Origin of the sequence: Aeromonas sobria, assembly GCF_006243315.1 — a bacterium.
Taxonomy (GTDB): Bacteria; Pseudomonadota; Gammaproteobacteria; order Enterobacterales; family Aeromonadaceae; genus Aeromonas; species Aeromonas sobria_A.
In genome coordinates this window covers 295,437-315,972 of sequence record NZ_NKWE01000001.1, presented here as the reverse complement: position 1 = coordinate 315,972, position 20,536 = coordinate 295,437, and the positions used below count along the sequence as shown (strand labels likewise).

The 20,536-nt window shown below is 55.5% G+C and carries 22 protein-coding genes; 7 read left to right on the top strand and 15 right to left on the bottom strand.

Going from position 1 to position 20,536, the window contains the following annotated elements; genetic code table 11:
• Positions 1–309: 309 nt before the first annotated feature.
• From CF137_RS01525 to CF137_RS01505, 4 genes are all read left to right on the top strand, one after another.
• A complete protein-coding gene (locus CF137_RS01525; protein ID WP_139717419.1) occupies positions 310–2,028 on the top strand; it encodes an acetolactate synthase 3 large subunit in 1,719 nt (572 codons plus the stop codon).
• Between the two features lie 79 nt (positions 2,029–2,107).
• Complete coding sequence (gene ilvN, locus CF137_RS01515) at positions 2,108–2,602, top strand: acetolactate synthase small subunit (protein ID WP_005311605.1); 495 nt, start codon at positions 2,108–2,110, stop codon at positions 2,600–2,602.
• 103 nt (positions 2,603–2,705) lie between these two features.
• Positions 2,706–3,332, top strand: a complete 627-nt coding sequence (locus tag CF137_RS01510) for a LysE family translocator (RefSeq protein WP_139717418.1) — start codon at positions 2,706–2,708, stop codon at positions 3,330–3,332.
• Between the two features lie 135 nt (positions 3,333–3,467).
• On the top strand, positions 3,468–4,427 hold the full coding sequence (locus tag CF137_RS01505; protein ID WP_139717417.1) for a LysR substrate-binding domain-containing protein: 960 nt from the start codon (positions 3,468–3,470) through the stop codon (positions 4,425–4,427).
• A gap of 108 nt (positions 4,428–4,535) precedes the next feature.
• Here the strand turns inward: CF137_RS01505 and CF137_RS01500 are convergent, their stop codons facing one another.
• The 4 genes from CF137_RS01500 to CF137_RS01485 all read right to left on the bottom strand — a co-directional run bounded on the left by CF137_RS01500 (position 4,536) and on the right by CF137_RS01485 (position 7,456).
• Positions 4,536–5,717, bottom strand: a complete 1,182-nt coding sequence (locus tag CF137_RS01500; RefSeq protein WP_139717416.1) for a M20 metallopeptidase family protein — start codon at positions 5,715–5,717, stop codon at positions 4,536–4,538.
• Entirely contained in the window at positions 5,717–6,166 is a 450-nt protein-coding gene (locus CF137_RS01495; protein ID WP_139717415.1) for a hypothetical protein, read from the bottom strand. The genes CF137_RS01500 and CF137_RS01495 overlap by 1 nt, the downstream gene beginning before the upstream one ends.
• Positions 6,163–6,981, bottom strand: a complete 819-nt coding sequence (locus CF137_RS01490) for a DUF3100 domain-containing protein (protein ID WP_101323736.1) — start codon at positions 6,979–6,981, stop codon at positions 6,163–6,165. The genes CF137_RS01495 and CF137_RS01490 overlap by 4 nt, the downstream gene beginning before the upstream one ends.
• A gap of 187 nt (positions 6,982–7,168) precedes the next feature.
• The gene (locus CF137_RS01485) at positions 7,169–7,456 is read right to left on the bottom strand and encodes a hypothetical protein (protein ID WP_101346324.1); all 288 of its coding nucleotides are present in this window, start codon (positions 7,454–7,456) and stop codon (positions 7,169–7,171) included.
• A 41-nt stretch (positions 7,457–7,497) separates the two neighbouring features.
• Between CF137_RS01485 and mntA the strand changes: the two genes are divergently transcribed.
• Together mntA and hepT are read left to right on the top strand one after the other, a co-directional pair.
• Positions 7,498–7,932, top strand: coding sequence for a type VII toxin-antitoxin system MntA family adenylyltransferase antitoxin (gene mntA, locus CF137_RS01480; RefSeq protein ID WP_139717414.1), 435 nt, complete (start codon positions 7,498–7,500; stop codon positions 7,930–7,932).
• 2 nt (positions 7,933–7,934) lie between these two features.
• Complete coding sequence (gene hepT, locus CF137_RS01475; protein ID WP_101346326.1) at positions 7,935–8,363, top strand: type VII toxin-antitoxin system HepT family RNase toxin; 429 nt, start codon at positions 7,935–7,937, stop codon at positions 8,361–8,363.
• A 109-nt stretch (positions 8,364–8,472) separates the two neighbouring features.
• Here the strand turns inward: hepT and CF137_RS01470 are convergent, their stop codons facing one another.
• Complete coding sequence (locus tag CF137_RS01470; RefSeq protein WP_139717413.1) at positions 8,473–9,354, bottom strand: DMT family transporter; 882 nt, start codon at positions 9,352–9,354, stop codon at positions 8,473–8,475.
• A 255-nt stretch (positions 9,355–9,609) separates the two neighbouring features.
• On the opposite strand from CF137_RS01470, the gene CF137_RS01465 reads away from it, so the two are divergent.
• Positions 9,610–10,827, top strand: coding sequence for a tyrosine-type recombinase/integrase (locus CF137_RS01465; protein ID WP_139717412.1), 1,218 nt, complete (start codon positions 9,610–9,612; stop codon positions 10,825–10,827).
• A 193-nt stretch (positions 10,828–11,020) separates the two neighbouring features.
• Here CF137_RS01465 and CF137_RS22045 read toward each other — a convergent pair whose 3' ends face one another.
• The 10 genes from CF137_RS22045 to CF137_RS01420 form a co-directional block, all read right to left on the bottom strand.
• A complete protein-coding gene (locus CF137_RS22045) occupies positions 11,021–11,197 on the bottom strand; it encodes a hypothetical protein (protein ID WP_162850426.1) in 177 nt (58 codons plus the stop codon).
• Between the two features lie 42 nt (positions 11,198–11,239).
• On the bottom strand, positions 11,240–13,303 hold the full coding sequence (locus CF137_RS01460; protein WP_139717411.1) for a lipase family protein: 2,064 nt from the start codon (positions 13,301–13,303) through the stop codon (positions 11,240–11,242).
• A gap of 27 nt (positions 13,304–13,330) precedes the next feature.
• On the bottom strand, positions 13,331–14,143 hold the full coding sequence (locus CF137_RS01455) for a hypothetical protein (RefSeq protein WP_139717410.1): 813 nt from the start codon (positions 14,141–14,143) through the stop codon (positions 13,331–13,333).
• A 15-nt stretch (positions 14,144–14,158) separates the two neighbouring features.
• Complete coding sequence (locus CF137_RS01450) at positions 14,159–14,923, bottom strand: DUF4123 domain-containing protein (protein WP_139717408.1); 765 nt, start codon at positions 14,921–14,923, stop codon at positions 14,159–14,161.
• A 2-nt stretch (positions 14,924–14,925) separates the two neighbouring features.
• Entirely contained in the window at positions 14,926–16,989 is a 2,064-nt protein-coding gene (locus CF137_RS01445) for a type VI secretion system Vgr family protein (protein WP_139717406.1), read from the bottom strand.
• 11 nt (positions 16,990–17,000) lie between these two features.
• Entirely contained in the window at positions 17,001–17,288 is a 288-nt protein-coding gene (locus CF137_RS01440; protein WP_139717404.1) for a type VI secretion system PAAR protein, read from the bottom strand.
• 199 nt (positions 17,289–17,487) lie between these two features.
• Positions 17,488–18,006, bottom strand: coding sequence for a type VI secretion system effector Hcp1 (gene hcp1 / locus CF137_RS01435; protein WP_139717401.1), 519 nt, complete (start codon positions 18,004–18,006; stop codon positions 17,488–17,490).
• A gap of 228 nt (positions 18,007–18,234) precedes the next feature.
• Positions 18,235–18,915: a LuxR family transcriptional regulator gene (locus CF137_RS01430; RefSeq protein ID WP_240038495.1), complete on the bottom strand. Its 681-nt coding sequence runs from the start codon at positions 18,913–18,915 to the stop codon at positions 18,235–18,237.
• A gap of 292 nt (positions 18,916–19,207) precedes the next feature.
• A complete protein-coding gene (locus CF137_RS01425; RefSeq protein WP_139717399.1) occupies positions 19,208–19,588 on the bottom strand; it encodes a hypothetical protein in 381 nt (126 codons plus the stop codon).
• A 539-nt stretch (positions 19,589–20,127) separates the two neighbouring features.
• The gene (locus tag CF137_RS01420) at positions 20,128–20,529 is read right to left on the bottom strand and encodes an H-NS family histone-like protein (protein WP_139717397.1); all 402 of its coding nucleotides are present in this window, start codon (positions 20,527–20,529) and stop codon (positions 20,128–20,130) included.
• Between the last annotated feature and the right edge of the window lie 7 nt (positions 20,530–20,536).

The window sequence follows — 20,536 nt, the reverse complement described above, 5'->3', positions numbered from 1 at the left end:
CCATTACCCGAGTTGCTTCCCTTTTATCTCATGGCTGCGATGCCAACTCCTTGAATGTTAATAGTGGGTTGAAATGTATGACTGTTCTGGTCAGGAAAAGCCGTGGACAACGGTTATGAAGCGGGTTAAGTTGGTTTTTCACCCGATTTTCGGGTGAATGATTGAAAAATCCTTTTTTTCACCGGTCAACGGGGCGGAATTAGCCCGATCTGCATTCAGATAACAACAAGAAACGGGTCGGGTTGTGCCGGGAAGCACTGCGCCGTTGACGGGATTCGCAAAACGGAGCAAAGCCTGGAGGGCTTTATCATGGAGATGTTATCAGGCGCCCAGATGGTGGTTAGAGCGCTGGAAGATCAGGGGGTGGAGCACGTCTTTGGCTACCCTGGTGGCTCGGTGCTCGACATCTATGACGCACTCTTCGAAAACGGCAAGATGGAGCATGTGCTGGTGCGCCACGAGCAAGCCGCGGTTCACATGGCTGACGGTTACGCCCGCTCCACCGGCAAGGTGGGGACTGTGCTGGTGACCTCCGGTCCCGGGGCGACCAACTGCATTACCGGTATTGCCACCGCCTATATGGATTCCATTCCGCTGGTGATCCTCTCCGGCCAGGTGCCGACCACCATGATCGGTGAGGATGCATTCCAGGAGACCGACATGATCGGCATCTCCCGCCCGGTGGTGAAGCACAGCTTCCTGTGCAAGAAGGCGAGCGACATTCCCGAGGCCATCAAGAAGGCCTACTACATTGCCGCCAGCGGCCGCCCGGGGCCTGTGGTGGTGGATCTGCCCAAAGATGTGCAGAACCCCAAAGAGAAATTCCCCTACCAGTATCCCGAGTCGGTAAGCATGCGCTCCTACAATCCGACCAAGTCTGGCCACAAGGGCCAGATCAAGCGGGCTGCCAAGCTGCTGGTGGATGCCCAGCGCCCGGTGATGTACGTGGGCGGTGGTGCCATCAACGCCAATGCGGATCATCTGGTGACCAAGCTGGCTGAGTTGCTGAACCTGCCGGTCACCACCACTCTGATGGGGCTGGGGGCCTTCTCCGGTATTCATCCGCAATTTATCGGCATGCTGGGGATGCACGGTACCTTCGAAGCCAACAAGAGCATGCACAATGCGGATCTGATTTTTGCCGTGGGTGCCCGCTTCGATGACCGCGTCACCAACAACGTGGCCAAGTTCTGCCCCAATGCCACCATAGTGCATATTGATATCGATCCGACATCCATCTCCAAGACGGTGCAGGCTCATGTGCCCATCGTTGGCTCGGTAGAAACCGTGCTGGAACAGATGCTGGAGGTGATCCGCGAGTGTGGCTTTGCTAACGATCATCAGGCGATGACGGATTGGTGGAGCCAGATCAACCAGTGGCGCTCCCGTCACTGCCTCGCTTACGAAAAGTCGGCTACCCAGATCAAGCCTCAGCAGGTGATCGAGACCCTCTACAAGGTGACTCAGGGACAGGCGTTCGTCGCCTCCGATGTAGGCCAGCACCAGATGTTTGCGGCGCTCTACTACCCCTTTGCCAAACCGCGTCAGTGGATCAACTCTGGCGGCCTCGGCACCATGGGCTTCGGCATTCCGGCCGCCATGGGGGCCCAGTTTGCCAACCCGGATGCGGTGGTCTGCTGCGTCACCGGTGATGGCTCGGTGCAGATGAACATTCAGGAGCTCTCTACTTGCTTGCAGTATGGGGTACCCATCAAGATCATCTCCATCAACAACCGTGCGCTGGGCATGGTAAAGCAGTGGCAGAAGATGTTCTACGGCGGCCGTCACAGCCACTCCTACATGGAGTCCTTGCCGGACTTCGTCAAACTGGCGGAAGCCTACGGCCACGTCGGTATCGCGGTGAGCGATCCGGCCGAGCTGGAGAGTGCCATGGAGAAGGCCTTCGCCATGAAGGATCGGCTGGTGTTCATGGATATCTCGGTCGACCCGGATGAGCACGTCTATCCGATGCAGATCAAGTTTGGTGCCATGGACGAGATGTGGCTGAGCAAGACGGAGAGGACCTGACGATGGAACATATTATTTCGGTCGTACTGGTGGAATCCGCCGTTGAAGAGATGTCGCTGAACAAGGCGGGGGAAATATCATGAGACATATTATTTCCGTTCTGCTGGAGAACGAATCCGGCGCCCTGAGCCGTGTGGTGGGCCTCTTCTCCCAGCGTGGCTACAACATCGAGACCCTGACGGTGGCGCCCACCGAGGATCCCACCCTGTCGCGCATGACCATAGTCACCATGGGTGACGAGCGGGTGCTGGAGCAGATCCAGAAGCAACTGCACAAGCTGGTGGATGTGCTCAAGGTGTGTGACTTGAGCGAAGGGGAGCATATCGAGCGGGAGATCGCACTGGTCAAGGCACGCGCCGCCGGTGGTGCCCGCGACGAGCTGAAACGGCTGGCGGATATCTTCCGTGGCCAGATCGTCGATGTCACCCCCGAGCAGTACACGGTGCAGCTGGTAGGTACCAGCGAGAAGCTGGATGCCTTTATCAAGACTGCCGCCCAGACCAACGAGATCATCGAAGTGGTGCGCTCCGGGGTCTGCGGCATCTCCCGGGCTGACAAGGCGTTGCGCCCTTAAGGTAGAGTTGCCGCTGCGGCTCGGTCAGACGGGTTGAAAATAAGATGGAAGGGGGCTCTGCGGAGCCCTCTTTGTTTGGTTTTGCTATGCGAGGATGGAGTCTATGTTCGGTATTCATGATCTGGCGCTGTTTGTGGTCTCGGGGCTGCTGCTCAATATCATGCCGGGGCCCGACTCCCTGCTCATCATGCTGCGCAGCGGGTCGCAAGGGTGGCGTGCCGGTTCGGTGGCTGCCCTTGGCATCGGTACCGGCGTTATGGTGCATGTGCTGGCGGCGGCGCTCGGTCTGTCGGCGCTGCTCAGCGCCTCGGCCGAGCTGTTTACGGTCATCAAGCTGGCTGGCGCCCTCTACCTCATCTATTTGGGGTTCTCTCTGCTGCGCCAGCAAACACCGGGTGCAATGGAGAGAGGGGTCACTCTGCCTGCACTATCCTATGGCCAGATCTACCGGCAGGGAGTGCTGACCAATGTGCTCAACCCCAAAGTAGCGCTCTTTTTCCTCGCCTTCGTGCCCCAGTTCATTGCGCAGGATGCTCCCGACAAGGCGCTCGCTTTTATCCTGCTCGGCTGCATCTTCAACCTGAACGGGATGATCTGGTGCCACTTGCTGGTCTTCAGCACGGTCTATGCCCGCAACAAGGTAAAACTGCCTGCCCGGATCGGCCGCTGGCTCAACCGGGGCATCGGCACCCTGTTTGTCGGACTCGGGATCAAGCTCGCCAGCGACTAGCGCGCCGCTTTCTGACCTGGGGCAGGTTATCGTGCGCGGCGCTGTGGTATGGTCGGCGGTCAGGTGCGGGGTCAGCCCCGCGCTCTCTTTTTCAGGCCAGCCCCACTGGCCGCAGCAGCGAGATCCCTTGCCCAGATGAACATCGCCCGGCTCAAGAATTTTACCGAGATCGTGAAGAACAACTTCAACATCTCGGCGACGGCGGAGAAGCTCTACACCTCCCAGCCCACCCTCAGCAAGCAGATGAAGATGTTGGAAGATGAGCTGGGGCTCGCCCTCTTTACCCGCAAGGGGAAGAATCTGGTCGGCTTGACCAGTGCCGGCGAGCAGGTGATGGAGCTGGCCAAGGGGGTGGTGGCGCAGGTGGAGCAGATCAACCAGCTGTCGCTGGGGGAGCAGCTGGCCACCAGCGGGGTGTTGCGTATCGCCACCACCCACACTCAGGCGCGTTACAAGCTGCCAGCGGTGATCACCGAGTTCACCCGCCGCTATCCCGATGTGGCGATACATCTCCATCAGGGGGCGCCTGCCCAGCTGGCCCAGATGGTGCAAAGCGGCGATGTGGATATGGCGATCGCCACCGAATCCATGTATCTGTTCGACGAGCTGGCCGCCGTCCCCTGCCATCGCTGGGGCCGCAGCGTGGTGGTGCCCCACGGCCATCCGCTGATCGACTGCCAGCCACTCTCGATGGCGGATCTGGCTCGCTATCCCCTGATCACCTATGTGTTCGGCTTTACCGGCCGATCCAAGATGGACAAGGCCTTCAGCCGCCACGGCCTCTCGCCGAAAACCGTGCTGACCGCCACCGACACCGACGTGATCAAGCACTACGTCCGGCTCGGGATGGGGGTCGGGGTGATCGCCAGCGTGGCCTTTGACGAGGGGGACAGGGAGGATCTGGTGAGCCTCAATATCGACCACCTGATCGCCTCGAGTGCCACCCATATCTGTCTGCGCAAACATGCCCATCTTCGCGACTACATGTACGACTTTATCCACCTCTACGCTCCCCATATCAGCCGGGAGACGGTGCAACTGCACCTTATCAACCAGCCGCCCACCGCCAATATGGCGGACCTGCCCTGGTTGTAGACTTCGGTTGCTTGCCGCGCAGAGATAGAGATAAAGCGCGGGGATAAAAAACGCAGAGACAAAAAAAGAGAGGCCGCGGCCTCTCTTCTGCTTTTTCAGGATGCGGGATTAAGCGCCGCGGGTCGCCAGATTGATAAAGATCTGGGCTCCCACTAACAGGCAGTCATCATCCAGATAGTAGGGATTCGCATGCAGGTAGTTGCAGATCCCCTTGGCCTGACAGCCGCTGCCGAGGAAGAACATGGCCCCCTTGCGGCCACGGCAGGCGTTGACCATGTAGCTGAAATCTTCGCTGCCGGTCATCGGCTGACCCTGAGGGTTGATCCCCTCAGAGGGCAATACATCGGCGGTCGCTTGCAGCAGGCGGGCGCAGGCATCGGCGTGGTTCTCTACCGCCGGATAACCGGCATAGACCATCTTGGTCTTGAAGCCGCGCAGTTCGCTCTGGGCCACGATCTCCTTGAAGCTGTTCTTCAGGATCTGGTCGGTCTCGGCATCCATGGCGCGGATGGTGCCGCGCGCCTGCACATGGTCAGCGATGGCGTTGGGGATGGTGCCGCCGTTGATCATGCCGCAGCCGAATACCGCCGGGCTGAACGGACTGGTGCGCTTGGCGACGATGTAATCCATATCCTCGATGATCCGCACCGCTTCGCGGATGGCATCCAGCCCCTTGTGGGGAGTAGAGCCGTGGGCGGAGATACCGTGTACATCCAGCGTCCAGGCGGAGCCCCAGGAGGACATGACACCGTTGTTGAACTTGATGGTGCCGGTCTCCATGGCGCCATCGTTATGGAGGGCATAGACCTCGTCCACCCCCTTCATGCAACCCAGTTCGACCATCTTCTCGGCGCCCGGCACCCGCATATCCTCTTCCGCCATCTGGAAGATAAAGCGGACGTTGTACTGCAGGCGCGCTTTGTTGGTGGCCAGAAACTTGGCGGCGGTCAGGGCAATCGCCATATGAGAGTCGTGACCGCAGTTGTGGGCCATCCCCTCGTGGCTCGATTTGAACGCAACCTCGCTCATGTCGTGCATCTCGAGGCCATCCATGTCGGCACGGAAGGCGATGGTCGGCAGTACCGGGTCGACCACCAGATCGCCGTGAAAACCGGTGAAGCCCGGGTAGTCGGTGAGGCGATAGCCGAAGCCCGTCATCAGCTCGCGGCAGTAGGCCGAGGTCTTGAACTCGACGCCGGAGGCCTCCGGAATGGTGTGCAGGTGGTGGCGCACTTCGTGACTGAAGTCGCGCAGGGCCAGCAGGGCCGGTTCAATGTGGATGTTGCTCATCAGATGATCCCTTGCATGGTGAAGCCAATCTGGGCAACCAGTGAGGCGCCGAAGAAGCAGCAGGTGGAGACGATCATGAAGATCAGGATCACTTTCCAGGACATCTTCTTCAGCTCTTCCAGCTGGCCGCCCACCGAGAGACCGGCAAAGGCCAGCAGCGGTACGCAGCAGGAGAGGCAGGAGATCTTGGCAACGGCATCAATGAAGAGGCCGCGCACCGGGGTCTCCGGCAGGCAGATCAGAATGCCGATGATGGTGGCATAGGCAAATGCCGGCAGGGAGGAGGGCAGGTAGCGCTTGGCAATCAGCGAGGCGAACACCACCAGTGACATGGCGATGAAGCTGTCACCCATCAGCCAGAGCGGGGTGCCGGTGGTCAGGGTCTGGGTAAACATGGCCAGCAGGATCGCCAGAAAGACGAACCGCATATCCATTACGATGCTTTTCATGCTTTCTCTCCTTTGGAAGTCAGGGCATAGATTTTTTCAGCGAGCGGCAGACCCAGATAGGTGAGGGAGAGGGCGCCGAGGGCAGACGAGAGCAGATTCGAGGCAGCCGCGATACTCAGCACCTGCTGGGCCAGCGCTTCGTCGAGACCGTTGATCAGGGCACCGGAGGCGGCACTCAGCATGGAGCCTGAGCCCACGCCGGAACCGGCGGCCAGCGCCAGCGGGTGCAGACCGGTGAGCGGGGCGATACTGCCCAGCACGCTGAACCAGAGGGTGCCGATGACGGAGCCGCACAGGTAGATGGCCAGCACGCCGATGTACTCCTGGGAGCCGGTGCCGAACTTGCCCTGAATGACCGCGACCGACGGCTCACGGCTGATGGAGGAGCAGGCCCCGATGGCGCGTCGGCCAAAGCCGAACTTCACCGCCAGCGGAATGGCGATCAGGATCGGCAGCAGGTTGCCAATCTCCTGCAGGAACAGCGGTACGCCGACGCTCAGGATCATCTTCAGGTTGGGGATGATCATCCCCGCGTACTGGGTGCCCAGGATCAGCAAGCTGAAGCCCACCATCTTGCCGCAGAAGCCCTCCTCTTTTTCGGTGAAGAGCGTCTTCCAGCCGGGGATGCGATCCTTGACCGGCTTGGCGGAGACGATCATGCCGATGATGACGGCAAAGAGCATCGGCAGGATCGGGATGATGGCGATGCCTATCTTGATCTCCTGCTTGCCTATCAGGTACTGGGCCACAAAGATCAGCATGGCGGTTGCCAATATGCTGACCATGACCGTCTTGAGGGTGCTGGTTTGCTGCATGGTGTGTTCTCTTGTTATTCGTGAGTGTTCCACTTAAGTGCCATCGCCAACTTGACGGGCTGGCGGATGATGGAGGAATGATAGGGAGGGTCGCGGGGGAGGAATGTGACCTCCATCAAGCTGGCCATATGGCATTTTTTCATGGGGTATGCCCTTTAACCCTGTGGATACCAAGGGTTAAATGCCGTTAACAGATTGCCAGCAATCCGGCGATATGGTGGCTGGTCTGGCCGTTGGTGGCCGCGTTTTTGGTGGTGTTCGGTGGCGCTTTACTTGTCCAATCACACTTGGCAAGCGACCAGACCGTAGCGATGCCCACACCTTGCAAGTAAAACGGGCCGGTCGCAAGGGCTGGTCGAGCACCCCACGGATCTTGATCCTGCCCACAGTCGAGGGGGGCCTCCTGGTTGCGGCTGTTGTGCAGGGGAACAAAAGGGCGGCCTTGTGATGCCATAACTTGTATCATCACGAGCATGCCAAAACCCTTTATTGACCAGTCAGGTGGCCGTGCCCGATATGACATCCGATAGCGACATGCTCGAACAGTTGATCAACCTCGCCAGCACCCATGCCCAGGTGCAGGTACTTTGGCTCTACGGATCTCGAGCCAAGGGGACGGCGGGCCCCGCCAGTGACTGGGATCTGGCGGTGGCCTTTTATCCGGTCAAACAGAGTGGGCCTCTGGGTGCTGCACTGGAGAACCGGCTGCGGCCCGAACTGCTGGCGCTGGAGTGGCAACGCGCCCTGGGGCTGGCGGAAGGGAAACTCTCGGTCGTCGATATCAATCAGGCCCCGATCCCGTTGGCTTTTGCGGTAGTCGATGCCAATCGCCCTCTCTATAGCCGTGATGAGGGGCGGCGCTTGCAGGAAGAAGCACGGATCATGTCGCAGATGGAACTTGGTTATCCCCGTCGCCAGACCGATATCAGCAAGCATCAATCAAAGGAGTAGAGATGAGCGATAACGCCTATATCGGCGCTTTGCGCATCAGCCTGTCGCGCTATCAGGCCGAGCTGTCAGAGATCCGGGCTATTCTGGCGCAACGTGCGCTTTCCAATCTGGAGTACCGGGCCGCCGAGCGAACTCTGCAGGTTTCTATCGAAGCGTGTATCGGGGTGGCAAAACACTGGGCCAGAGCGCTGGCGGGCCATACCCCGCAGGATGCTTATCAGGCATTCGAGATCCTGGCCCAGCGTGGCGAGCTATCCCCCGACACGCTGAGTGGCTGGCGCAAGATCATTGGCCTTCGCAATGCGCTGGTGCACGACTATCTCAATATCGACCCCGAGATTATTCGTAGCGTGATTGGTCAGGGTTATAGCGACCAGCTGTTCACCTTCGGCAATCAGGGATTGGAGTGGTTAGCGTCCAGGCTGGATTAAGCCGCCGTACCCCGCCTTCGCGTCGTGGTAATGCAACAGAGGGGCCTGCAACTGCAGGCCCCTCTGTTTTGGTGTTGTTCACCTGATCTGTGGTGTTTGCAGTGGGCGCCTAGTGAGCCGGTTTTAGCCTGCGACTACGCAGCAGCAGGGGGAGTTGGTAGAGCACCAGCGCGCCGAGCACCAGTCCGGCTCCGGCCAGTTTGGCGCCGCCGAGGGGTTCGTTATATACAAGGGTGCTCAGCATCAGGGTCCAGACCGGTTCCAGCAGCATCATCAGGGCGGCGTGGGCGGTCGTCATCTTGCTCAATGCGTGGGTAAGCAGCCAGTAGCGCAGGGTGGTGGCGATCAACACGCTCGCCGCAAACCAGCCCCAGATGCCGTGGCTGACCCCGCCTTCGGGCCACTGTTCGGTCAGCAAGGAGAGCAGGGTGCCGAGCAGACCGGTCATCGCCAGCTGGATGCAGGTAAGCCAGGTGGGGGGAATGGATTGGGCAAAGTGGCGATGGACGGCGAGCTGGATACCCAACGACGTCGCGGCCGCCAGAAACCAGAACAGCGATAGCGAGACTCCCCAATGGGTGCTGCTGGAGAGTAACAGCAGGCCCGCGATGGCGATGGGCAGGGTGAGCCAGTAGTGGCGGCCAGGTTTGCTCTTGAAGGCGGCCCAGGCGGCCAGCGGCGCCATCAGGGTGGCGACGCTCATGATAAAAGCGCCGCTGCCGAGCGCATCACTCTGGCTGATGGCGGTGACCCACAGCAACAGGCTGGTGCCAAGCAGAGTGCCGCAACCAGCGGCACGTAGCAGCTGGGCGCGAGTTGGCGGCGGTTCGCGCAACCAGGCCAGCGGCAGCAGCAATAAGGCAGCCAGCAGAAAGCGGCTGCCGATAAAGGCGGCGGGGGGCAGTTCGTGGATCGCCTCTTTGGAGAATATCCAGCCAGCAGCGGCCAGCAGGGTGACCAGTACCATTAGCAGCAGGGGTGTGCGGTTCATTGGGGGCAGAGTAGTGAAATGGAGGGGGGAGAATAAAGGAAAGGCGCCAGGTATTGCTACCGGGCGCCTTTCATATCAATGGCTGACAGCCAACAATCAGTTCATGCCGTATTATCACATTGGCTGTCTAATGCTGTTTGGTGTTGTCTATAAGTTGTCGATATGCAATTGATTTATATCGTTTAAAATTCCATTCTTGTCTAAAGTCATCTTAGGGGATATAAGACAGGTGTGGGTTCAAGTGTGGGTTCAAAAATGGCAATCTCAGATTCAAAACTCAAAGCAATGCTGCGTGGTCACGATGATGATACGCCCAGAAAGGTTGCGGACAGGGATGGGCTGTCTGTTCTTTGGAGGAATAGCGGAAAAGTCAGCTTCGTGTACCGCTATCGAATTTTAGGCAAGGCAAAAAACCTGACTCTGGGATCCTATACCGGCCAGGAGGGGGGGCTGTCGCTTTCCGAGGCAAGGAAAAAGGCGGCGCAATGTCGAGCTTGGTTGGAAGAGGGCAATGATCCTGCCTTGATGACGCGGATCGGGAAAGATGAAAGGCTCAAGCCTGTCACGGTTAAAGATGCACTCGAGTATTGGCTCTGCCATCACGCCGATAAGAAAAGGTCAAACAGTGAGAAGCATCGCCAGCAATTTGCAAAGTGGGTCTATCCCCGTATCGGAGATCTTCCGCTGTCAGATTGTGATACTCGTCACTGGTTGAGCGTCTTTGACGAGTACTCGAAGGTGGCGCCTGTGGCTAGTGGTTATTGTTTCCAAAACTGTAAACATGCTCTGAAGTTTTGCCGTGTCAGACAGTTTGCTGTGAGTAACGCGTTGGATGACTTGACCGTTGCTGATGTTGGGCAAAAAGCGAGTAAGCGAGATAGGGTTCTGACACTAGAAGAGCTGCGAACTCTATGGGATTGGGCTGAGAAGTTAGGTCCATATTTCTACTACGGAAATTTGGCCAAGATTCTGTTGTCGTTTGGCGCAAGAACTCAAGAAGCTCGGCTATCAGCACCCGAAGAATGGAATCTAGTTGAAGGCACATGGACAGTACCTGCGTCCAACTCAAAAACAGGTAATAAAATTGTGAGACCAATACCTGATTTTATTCGGCCGACGATCGAGGCCTTGTTGAAAGCTGCCGCCGCACAGTCATCCTCATACTTGCTAGGGGAGCTCAAGCGACCAGAAGCGGTAAGTCAGTGGGGGAGGGGAATTTGGAGACGGATCGGGCATAGCGCCCCTTGGACATGGCACGATCTGCGAAGGAGCTTAGCGACCCGCCTAAACGAGGCTGGGATTGCCCCCCATGTCGTGGAACAAATTTTAGGTCATGCCCTACCTGGTGTAATGGCTCACTATGTTCATACGGTTCGGTTACCGGAACAAAAAATGGCTCTGGAGTTGTGGGGAGGGATTTTAAAACCATCAGAACAACCGCCAGACAATATTGTGCATCTACAAGTGGGGTAGGGGAGCAACAGCCCTTTTCTTCAGATCGATTTGTAGACTGTGTCTATGGAGGTTACACCCAGTGTAACCTCCATTTATTTTTTACCCAGCCTGTACAGCTAGTGCCATCTTGAAGGCAGCTCCGTTATGCTACACAACCACCTGATGGGCATAAAGCTGATGCGGCGCCTTCCCTGGCCATTAGCCTTGCCTGTCAGGTGGTTTTTTGTCGGTGATCCTGATAGACCTTCAGCCACTTCGTATGCTCAGCTTTATCACCTCTCGCTTGCCAGAAAGCACAGATGCTCTCGGCCAATTCTGCGGCCATGGCATGATCGTTATCACGACGGCAAATCAGATACTGGGCCAGCCAGTTTTGGTACTGCTTCATTTTTATCTCTCAATCTGTTCTCTATGTTTAGAGCTCCAAGACTCATTGCAACAAGGCGGCCATTTCTTTCATGCCATTTGCTTGCTGGTTGGCCAATTTAATACTTTCCTTCACGCTATCATCCACCTTGGGCAAGGAGGTGAGCTTGCCAGGCAGCTCATAGATGGCTTGGCGATGCAGTTGATAATTGGCATCACTGTTCACTTGTTCCTTCAGTTGCTGACTTTCTTTCGCAACCTCTGCTTGTTCACTACGAATGGCCTCTTTAGGCAGCTGCATGGCATAGAGGTAGCATCGCTCCAATCCATTGGCCTCGATGGGTTGAACTGCGACAGGCAACAGGGACTGAGCCAGTACACGAGCATCGGCTTGCAAGAACGCATCAAATTGGGCTGGCTTATCTTTATCTATGCTTGAGTGAGCCACCTGCTTGATTTTCTTAGCCTGCTGTTCGAAATGAGACGGTGTGCCGTGGTCTTGGCAAAGGCGGTCATACAAACGATCACCCAAATAGCGAGCATAGTTTGTTGAGCTATGCTCTGGCGCATCAATGGATTTTCTATCAGGATTGTCAAGGTCAGCACGGCTATATTGTCTAGTGACTAACTCATATGCTTTCTGATCGTTCGCGCCAATTAATGAAGGGGCCAATAATGATTTGAGCTGCATGGTCTTTATTGTTTTTCCATAGGAGGCCATCCATCCCATATTTTGGTAGCCAGGGCCTGTATCATAAGCCATGCTAAAGTTAGAGAAATGAATTATTTTTCCGTGGTGCTGGTAGTCTTGGCTATCAAGATAACGGCGAACTTCGGGCGAATATTTCGCAGGGGTAGGATATGGTAATAATGCGGTGCTAAGAGCCAACAGCACACGCATAGAACCCCATTTAGGATGAGGAATAGCAGTAACAAAATCGTTGTTGTTGACGTGACGGTAATGCACGATCTCATTCAATTTAGCAATCGCTGTGCGATCAAATACCCTTGGCATACCATAAGTATACAAATGCGGCTTCTTGGCTCGATGTTCAGCAGCGTGAATAAGTGCAAGAGCCCCACCTAGACTATGGCCACAAATAAAAAGTGGCTTGCCTGCTAGAATATTATTCATCTTGTCAAAGGCTTTTTTTGGTTTCTCCGTTAACTTGAGATCTGTATAGGCATTTTTAAATCCAAGATGAATTTTTCCGCTGGGTAGTATTGGGTCAGCGCCCTGAATACCATAAAGATCGGTAGCGACATCTTCCAAGTTAACCGTGCCGCGCCACGCAACTACCGCGTGTTCATTGTTTACCATATAGAGCAGCTGAGTATTTCCCACCTCTTCCATCTCTTTGCTGCTGGTATCAATAAAATCGTAATGACGGTAACGATCTGCAAAGGGCACGTCTTTCACCACAGGCGCCAGATATTGAGTGTTCACTTTGAATGGCAAGCGCCCGAGATGGGTTAATACCTGCTCCACATAGGGTTTGAGCGCACCAGCCTTGGAGCCGTGCTCATCCCGGTCGCCATCGGCATAGGCCAAAATACTCATCAGAGAGAGATTATAACCGTTAACCAAACTGTATTCGGGGCCATTGTGCAGCATCAATACCCAAGCCCGAAATGGGCAGACTTCAAGGGTGAGTTTACGGTGCTTGTGATCTTTTCCCCGAGGACGAATCGACCACCCTTTGGGGGCTTTGTCAGGGAAGTGGAATGCGGGCAAGTCGCGCTTTTCAGGCCAATCCGGAATAACAGGCAACTCATTGATAAGTTTGCCTACTGTAGCATAGCTGTACTCACGTCCCTGCTGCTCGGCGCGAGGTTTTACTGTGGAGTCAGCCAGAGTGCGGCCCAAGCGCAGGTGACGCTGGGGTTCTTGCATTTCTTCAAGAAACTTAGCTGTATCCAAAACTAAGCGCAGTGGTAATGAGGGAAGTCCCTCTACGCTGATTTTTCCTTGACCATCCGTTTTACCTTTTGCCAATACAAGATTGTTTCTTTCAAGTAAAATCTCATAGTCAATATCTGATATTGGTTGTTCAAGCTCGTCTACTAACTCAATATCAAAACTATATACGAAGTTGTTGCAATCAACGCAGCCCTGCAACTTATTCATAAAAACTCCTCGCGCTTTATTTGTCGATTACTGAGACGATTTGTTCTTCGCCTCAAGGGCTTCTCTTTCTTCACGCTGGCGACGATTTTCATCAATTTGATCCCGAATTTTTTTCCGTTCAGCAGCCTCTTTCTCTTCCTTCTCTTTCCGCTCCCGAACCAATTGCTCTTCCTGAATTCGGTATGCCTCGTCAGCAGTGAGCCCCTTTAGGCTAGATTCATCTACGATAACGTTATAGATAATCTTCGCATCACCACCACTTTTGTAAGGGTTGTAATAATAGGTATCTATTTCATGATCTTTATTTTCCATATAAAAAGAGCGACCCATCTTATAATCATCAGACAGTATGTAAGGCACCAAGGTTTGACTTATGGTAAATACCGCACTTTCACTATACAAGCTGCTGTTCCTATCTGAGTCATCAAAATAGGCATCAGAGCCAATTACTACCTTATTACCACCCGCCGATGCGCTAACCGCCCCTTTTAGTACGGCAGCAGCATCCTTATATTCCAAAGACCAGCCTAGTGACTTCAGATGCCAACTACAGGGACCAAAGTCTTTGTAATAGACTTTGGCGCGATACTGAGTGTCTGATATTTTTTCCAGCTTGGCTTTTCCACCACGTCGTCCATCAATCCAGCTAAAGTCCGAAAACGTCAGGTTCTGGCATGATGAAGAGGAGTAAGTCCCCCCGACAGATGGAACAAGGTGGGCAGGGGTATTAATTTCAACCTCGATACTGTCGCCCCAAAAATAGAGCATCGGCAACCATGGGCGGCTGATATAGAAGATGCCAAAACCAACCACTCCCAATACGATGTAACGTTTTTTCATAGCAACGGCCATTCCTTATTTGTTCTGCACCATGGTGCCAGCCCACGTGGTTACATCTGTCATCGTCAGACTTCGGATTGGCTGTCCCGTTTTAACCAAGGAGGTCAACCACGTCGAGAGCTGTTTCTCAAGATCCCCACCTTGTTGGTAGAGAGACTCGCTTAGTTGCACATCCTTCTCCCACAAGGCCACTTCGAAGTTACTGGCCGCTACTTTTATCCCGAAGGGACTGCGGTGCCACGCATCGCTCAATACGGCTGGGAGCGTCCAAGGGAGCACACTAGAGGCTGACGCCAGTGGATGGGGGCGGCTTTCGGAAGCATGGTCTGGCAACTGCAAAACCGTGACAGGACTCAGCAGCCCTTGCCACAGAGCAGGCTCTTTTACCGAAAGCCAAATAGAGAGCACCCTGGGGTCTTGCAGCCGTACTGCCCGCAACTCGCCATCAATCATGATCCGCAGGTGGTTCTGCCAATGAGTGAGCTGCTCTTGCCAGGATTGCTCGCTGATATAAATCCAGCCCCATATTGGATCCTGCTGTTCATGTATCCACTGCTCAACATCAGCCAGCTTTTCAGTGGCAACCTGACACAACCACGGGCTCGCTTTGAGAATGCTCTCCATGGGGGTTTGGTAATACAGGGGATGTATGTGAGTTGCCCACTCTTGCTCACGCCAGTGCGCGACAGGATCCGGTTTATGCAGGCTGTCCAGGATCACGTAAAGGCCATGATCCTCTGACGTGGGCGCTGCCCGCCATAGTTCAAAGATGGTCGTCATGGTTATTCACACTCGTTAATCGACATGGACGCATCCGCTCTGGCAAGCAGCGGGCACGCTTCTCCCCCTTTGAAGGGTGGCGGTGGTGTGTAGGCAGGCACTTCCACACCACCAGGCAAGCCCGGCATTTGGCCCGCCCAACCTGAGCCTGAGCCAGGGCTACCGCCCGAGTTCATCTTGATGGTGGGGCCGACCATTGTGACGCCGCTTGGGTCTAGCTTCACAAAACTGCCGCCGACCTTGAGGGTCAACTCAGAACCTGCTTCCATGACAATCTTGTTACCGGCCTTGATGTGAACCTCTTGGCCAGCATCAACCAACAGCGATTGGCCCAGCTTCTGGTGCATCGAGGTATCGACCGTCAGCGAATAGTCCGCCTTGATGTGATCGCGTTTCTCGCCCTCGACCGTCAGGTGATCGTTGCCAAGGCTGGTGCCGCCATCTTTGTTCGCGACCTTTCTGACCCGAGTCACCCGTTCGTTGTCGATGTCAGTGTGCTGGTCATGCTTGATGTGCCATGCCGCATCGTTTTGGATAACCACGTTGAGGTCTTTCTGGCCGTGGATATAAATCTCTTCCTGCCCCGCCTGGTCTTCAAAACGCAGCTCGTTGAAGCCCTCGCCCTGATGGGTCTCGGTGCGCAGCACGGTGCGGGTCTTGTTGGCGGGCAGCTCGTAAGGCGGTCGGTTGGTGGCGTGGAAGGTGCGACCGGTCACGATGGGCTGGTCAGGGTCTCCTTCCAAAAAGCTCACGATGACCTCGTGGCCGATACGCGGGATAGCCATCATGCCGTATTGGCCACCGGCCCACCCCTGACTCACCCGCACCCAGCAGGAACTTTGGTCAAGGCCATCACTGTAACGGTCCCAAGGGAATTGCAGTTTCACCCGGCCATGTTCGTCGCAGTAAATCTCTTCGCCGTCTGGCCCTACCACGATGGCAATTTGCGGGCCATCCACCATGGGCTTGTGGGGTGCTTCCGGGCTGCCGATACGGGCGCGCCAGGTGGTGCTCGCTTTCACTACGCCAAACTCGTTGTTGTAGACGGTCGGGCCGCTGCCGCCTTCCTCTTCCAACGCCTGTGGCTGTTCACCTGTGTGGCGGATATGGACGATTTGCCAGTCGGTATTGAGGCTGCCGTTGGGGTGTTCGGTCAGCGAGAAGAACTGTCCCGGCAGCAGAGCTGCACTGTTGGACTTGCCACTGCCCGCCACCGCGTCATTGCGCAGCGCGTCGAGTCGGTGTTGGGCAAATGCCTTGCCGCTGCCGTCCTGCTTGTAGCGGCCCGGATAGTCAAAATGCTGGTAGGTATCCCGTTGGTGCTCGAGCTCAGCGCCCATTTTCTTCTGGGAGAGGCCATAGGCCGGGGTCTTGAAGCTGTAGTCTTTGAGCACTACGTCGGAGGGGCGCACTGATTCGCGGTAGTGGAACTGGCGAACGTAAGGGCCCTGTTCCAGCGAGCGGTTACCGAGGTTGAAGAACAGCTCGGGGCCAGCAGTCAGGGCTGCCGCATCGTCGGCAAACACGATGCGATGTTTACCTTGCTCAAACTCGTGGAAGTAGAACAGCCCCTCTTCGGCGGCGAGGCGGTTAACAAAATCGAGGTCGGTCTCGCGGTACTGCACGCAATACTCGCGCTGAGCATGCTCGTTCTTGAGCGCAAAGGCGTAGTCAGTGATGCCGTGCTCTTGCAGCAAAATGGAGAGGATTTCATCAGGCTTCTGTGCCTGGAAGATACGGGAGTTTTGGCGCAGGCCCAATCGCCACAGCGCAGGTTTGACTTGTAGCTGATAGCGGGTGCGGCGAAAGCCGCTGTCCCCTTGCGCAAAGTCGCTCACTACCCCGCATACCCGGCGTTGCAGCTCGCCATTGTACCACACCATCAGCTCGCAGGGCTGGTCCAGCACGGCACCGAAGTCGATGTCCGGTTGGTGACTTGCCACCTCCAGCTTGAGGCTAAACGGGCTGTTTAGGCCTTCATCGAGTTTGAAGCTCGCTACCACAAAGGTGTTATCAGCCAGTGCGCCAACCTTGACGGTGAATTGTAATCCTGTGCTCTGTGCCATAACTCTGTTCCTTATCCTGCCTGTCCGCTGCCCGAACCAATCACCACACCACCACAATCCACCGCTATGCCGGTGACCGCGATAGGCTTGCCATTCACCAACACCGAGCCCACACCACCGGCAATGTTACGCGGGTGAGGAGGGTTATTCGGCTTGTCGTGGGGCGCTAACGGGTCGCCCTGACGGGCTACTGGCTTGCCATCGAGAAAGACATCAGGGCTCGCGGCTATCACCGGCGTAGGAAGGAAGCCATCGTGGTCGGTGCCAATGTCACCGAGCAGGGCAATGGAGGGACACATAATTCAAACCTCTTGTGTGCTTTGCCATCACTCCGCCCTCGCTATACAAGACACCAGCGCCAGAACAGGGGGATGGCAAAACATAAAAGCTCCGGCAGCCAAAGGCCGACCGGAGAAAGCACGGGCTGATAGGCCGGTTGCACACCGGCCACACAATACAAGATTTACTACAAGGAATGCCAAAGTAAGAAAGGGAGGCTTAGGCCTCGATAGGCGCACGCCAGTCGTCAGCACCAGAGGTACCGGCAACAGTGTGCTCCCAGTCAATCTTGCGGTATGCCAGAGAGACCTGGATAAGCTGGGTGAAGTCAGACTTCGCCGGGTCTTGGCAGTGCGGCATCTGGCAGTCGATGTCCACAATAACGGCATCGGTCAGCACGGTAGAGAAGAAGTGCTCCTGCTTGCCCTCAACAGAGGTGCGGTACCACTTCAGGTTTACCTTCGGCAGCATCTCACCGGAGGCCAGGGCGTTGTACATCAGCGGCACCGCTTTGTTCAGTGCCACGGTGAACTTGAACGGCTTGTGGACACGCTGACCAGCAGGCTGACCGGATTGCGGGTCAGTTGGTACGGTTACCTGGTGATTGAACTCTTGTACCAGCATCTCGTCTTCGTGACCTTGTACGAAGATGTTGCCGACGGAATCGGAAGTGAAGGCACCAGCGGTGATGTTGCCCTGGGTTTTACCTTCGATGCTGATATAACATGGTGTTGGCATGGGTATGCTCCTAAATGGATTAGTTAAACGAGATAGCACTCGACCAACCTTTAGCAGCGACCATGCCACATTTTCGAACTGTTATTTATCAGTCACTTACCGGCGGCCCCACGTACCGGCCCCTTCGTCACGAGCAAACTTTCGCGCAAACAGCGCACATGCACTGGCAATAATTGCGCAAACAGTCGTTTAACCTGAATGCAAAGCAATAAATTGCTCAAAGCCACACTAAACACCATTATCATCAATATTTCGCACTTGTGCTGCATCGATATTCAGCCTGACCATCCCTTGCTTCAGTGCCAAAGAGATTGCCTGATTCTTGCTGCTAGCCCCCAGCTTCTCCACAATGCGCTCCAGGTGAAAGGTCACCGTCCGAGGTGTAATACCCAGGATCTTGGCAATATCGCTGACCTGCTTGCCCTCCGCCGCCCACTGGCATACTTCCAGTTCCCGCTGGCTCAGCGACTCACGAGGCGCGGCATCTGACAGACAAACTCGAGCAACGGCTTCGAAAATGTGTGTCGCCAACCAGCTCAGAAAAGGGATCGCACTCAGCCATTGATGTTCAGTCCGGGGTGTACGTGTGATGAACGAGAGCAGCCCCACTTGGCCATTAGGCCCATGCCACGGGATGGTGATGCCATCGCGTAGCCCCGCCTCTTGGGCTAGCATCATGACCTCCAACCCGGCAGCATCGTGTTGGTCGCAACACTCAGTGATGAGATTGGCCCACAGGATTGGCGTGCTATGGACCATGCCTTTACGCACGACCGGATCGACAGTCAGAAAATCCCGTTCGTTGTAAACTTGAACCCAGTCAACAGGGCAGCCATTGAAGATACGTACGTCAGGGCGCTGTATCGAGCTGGGTGAAATGAACCCCAAACGAAAATGGTCGAACCCCATCTGTTAGCACAGGGAACGAAGTAAGCTCACGATGGTTTGTTCGTCTGTTGCGATACCGAACTTAGTGATCAACGTCAGTGCATCGGTGGTATTGAGGAAGTAGAACGGAGTAATGGTCAATCGTTCGGCTTACAAAGTGAGTCAATGTACTAAATACTATCAACAATTAATCAGATGGCACAATATCACACCAATGGTTGATAAAAGACCTTGCATGAGCGGTGTATCGAGCCAACAGCCTTCCCCAAGAGCTTGGAACACGTAGATAGGCAAGCAGTCTATGCGAGCAGGATCAATCGTCGATGCTGCGTTGATGTCGGGCGACTAATTGGCACCAAGGGCGGCAGAGTAGGTCTCGCCACGTGAGGGGGGCGTTGAGGTCCCAGGAACTGGCGAGCTGCTGATGGGGTTGCTGGTGTTCGTCAAGCCAGTAGGGAAAGATTTGCAGCACCCGCAGTAGATACTGCTGTCCACCTTTGCTGGGGACTCGTTGCTCATCGAACACCACGATCCCGGACAACGCTCGAATCCTGGCAAAATCGCGTTCTATGGACCAAGGCGATACGCCAAATACGTCTGCTGCTTCACGTGCGCTGATTGCTCGCGACTGTTCGTGCAGCCAATGTGCTAATTGCAAGTAACGCGGCAAAGGTGGATTCGGATTGATAGACATGTCATTCCGTCATTACGCTGAGTGATAGGTAGGCACATTGGACTACCCATTGAGCGATTTGTTCAGGTAATCACTGTGAATACCCAGGCTAACTACTCGTCAGCAAGGCTTGGGCTTCGTCGCGTATCGCACAATATCGCTGCGTGAGGAGGGAACGCTTTTCAACTCGCCAACCGCCATATTTAGCTAGCCAGCGTCTGGGGCGACGTGGATCCCAACTATCGATGGCTTCACGTAATCGCGCATCCAAATCGGTACGTTCTGCGTCTAAGTCTTTTATGGCTGGCATCAGGAGCGGCTATGAGGAGTTTGGTGGTGATCGTGGTGCTGGCTACCGGAATTGAACTGGTGACCTACTGAGCTAAGCCAGCATCATGCGCATGCTAAAGGATGTTTTGAATAATGTCATTAGAGCTGACCTCAGTCATGCGACAGATCATTACCGAATATTCCAGGTTCGTAATGACGAGGTCTGTCATTAATTGGCCACGGAGCCTGTAAACAGAGAGGCCACACCGTGAGGGCATGGCCTTGTCTATTTAGATAAGGAAGTCATCCAGCTGACGACCTTGCTCGAGTTGCTCAGCCAGAAACTTGGGTGTACGGCCCTGACCTGTCCAGGTTTTCTCGACGCCATTCTCAACATAACGGTATTTCGGGGGACGCGGTGCTCGTTTAGCTTTAGCCGCAGTCGCTGCTGCTGGGGCACTGCCTACCAACTCAGTCGGGTCAATGCCAGCTTGAGCCAACATCGCTTGGAACTCAGCCAGTTTTTGCTGACGCTCAGCATTGGCTGCTTGCTCTTTCTCTGCCACCTCCAACCGCTCCAGATAAATCGCTTCAATCTTTTCGCGTGCTTCTTTTACCTGTTCCAGCGGTAGTTCACGCAGTACTGCCCGCAGGCTACGCACATTTAACAGCACTTTCAAAAAATCGTTCATCAGAACC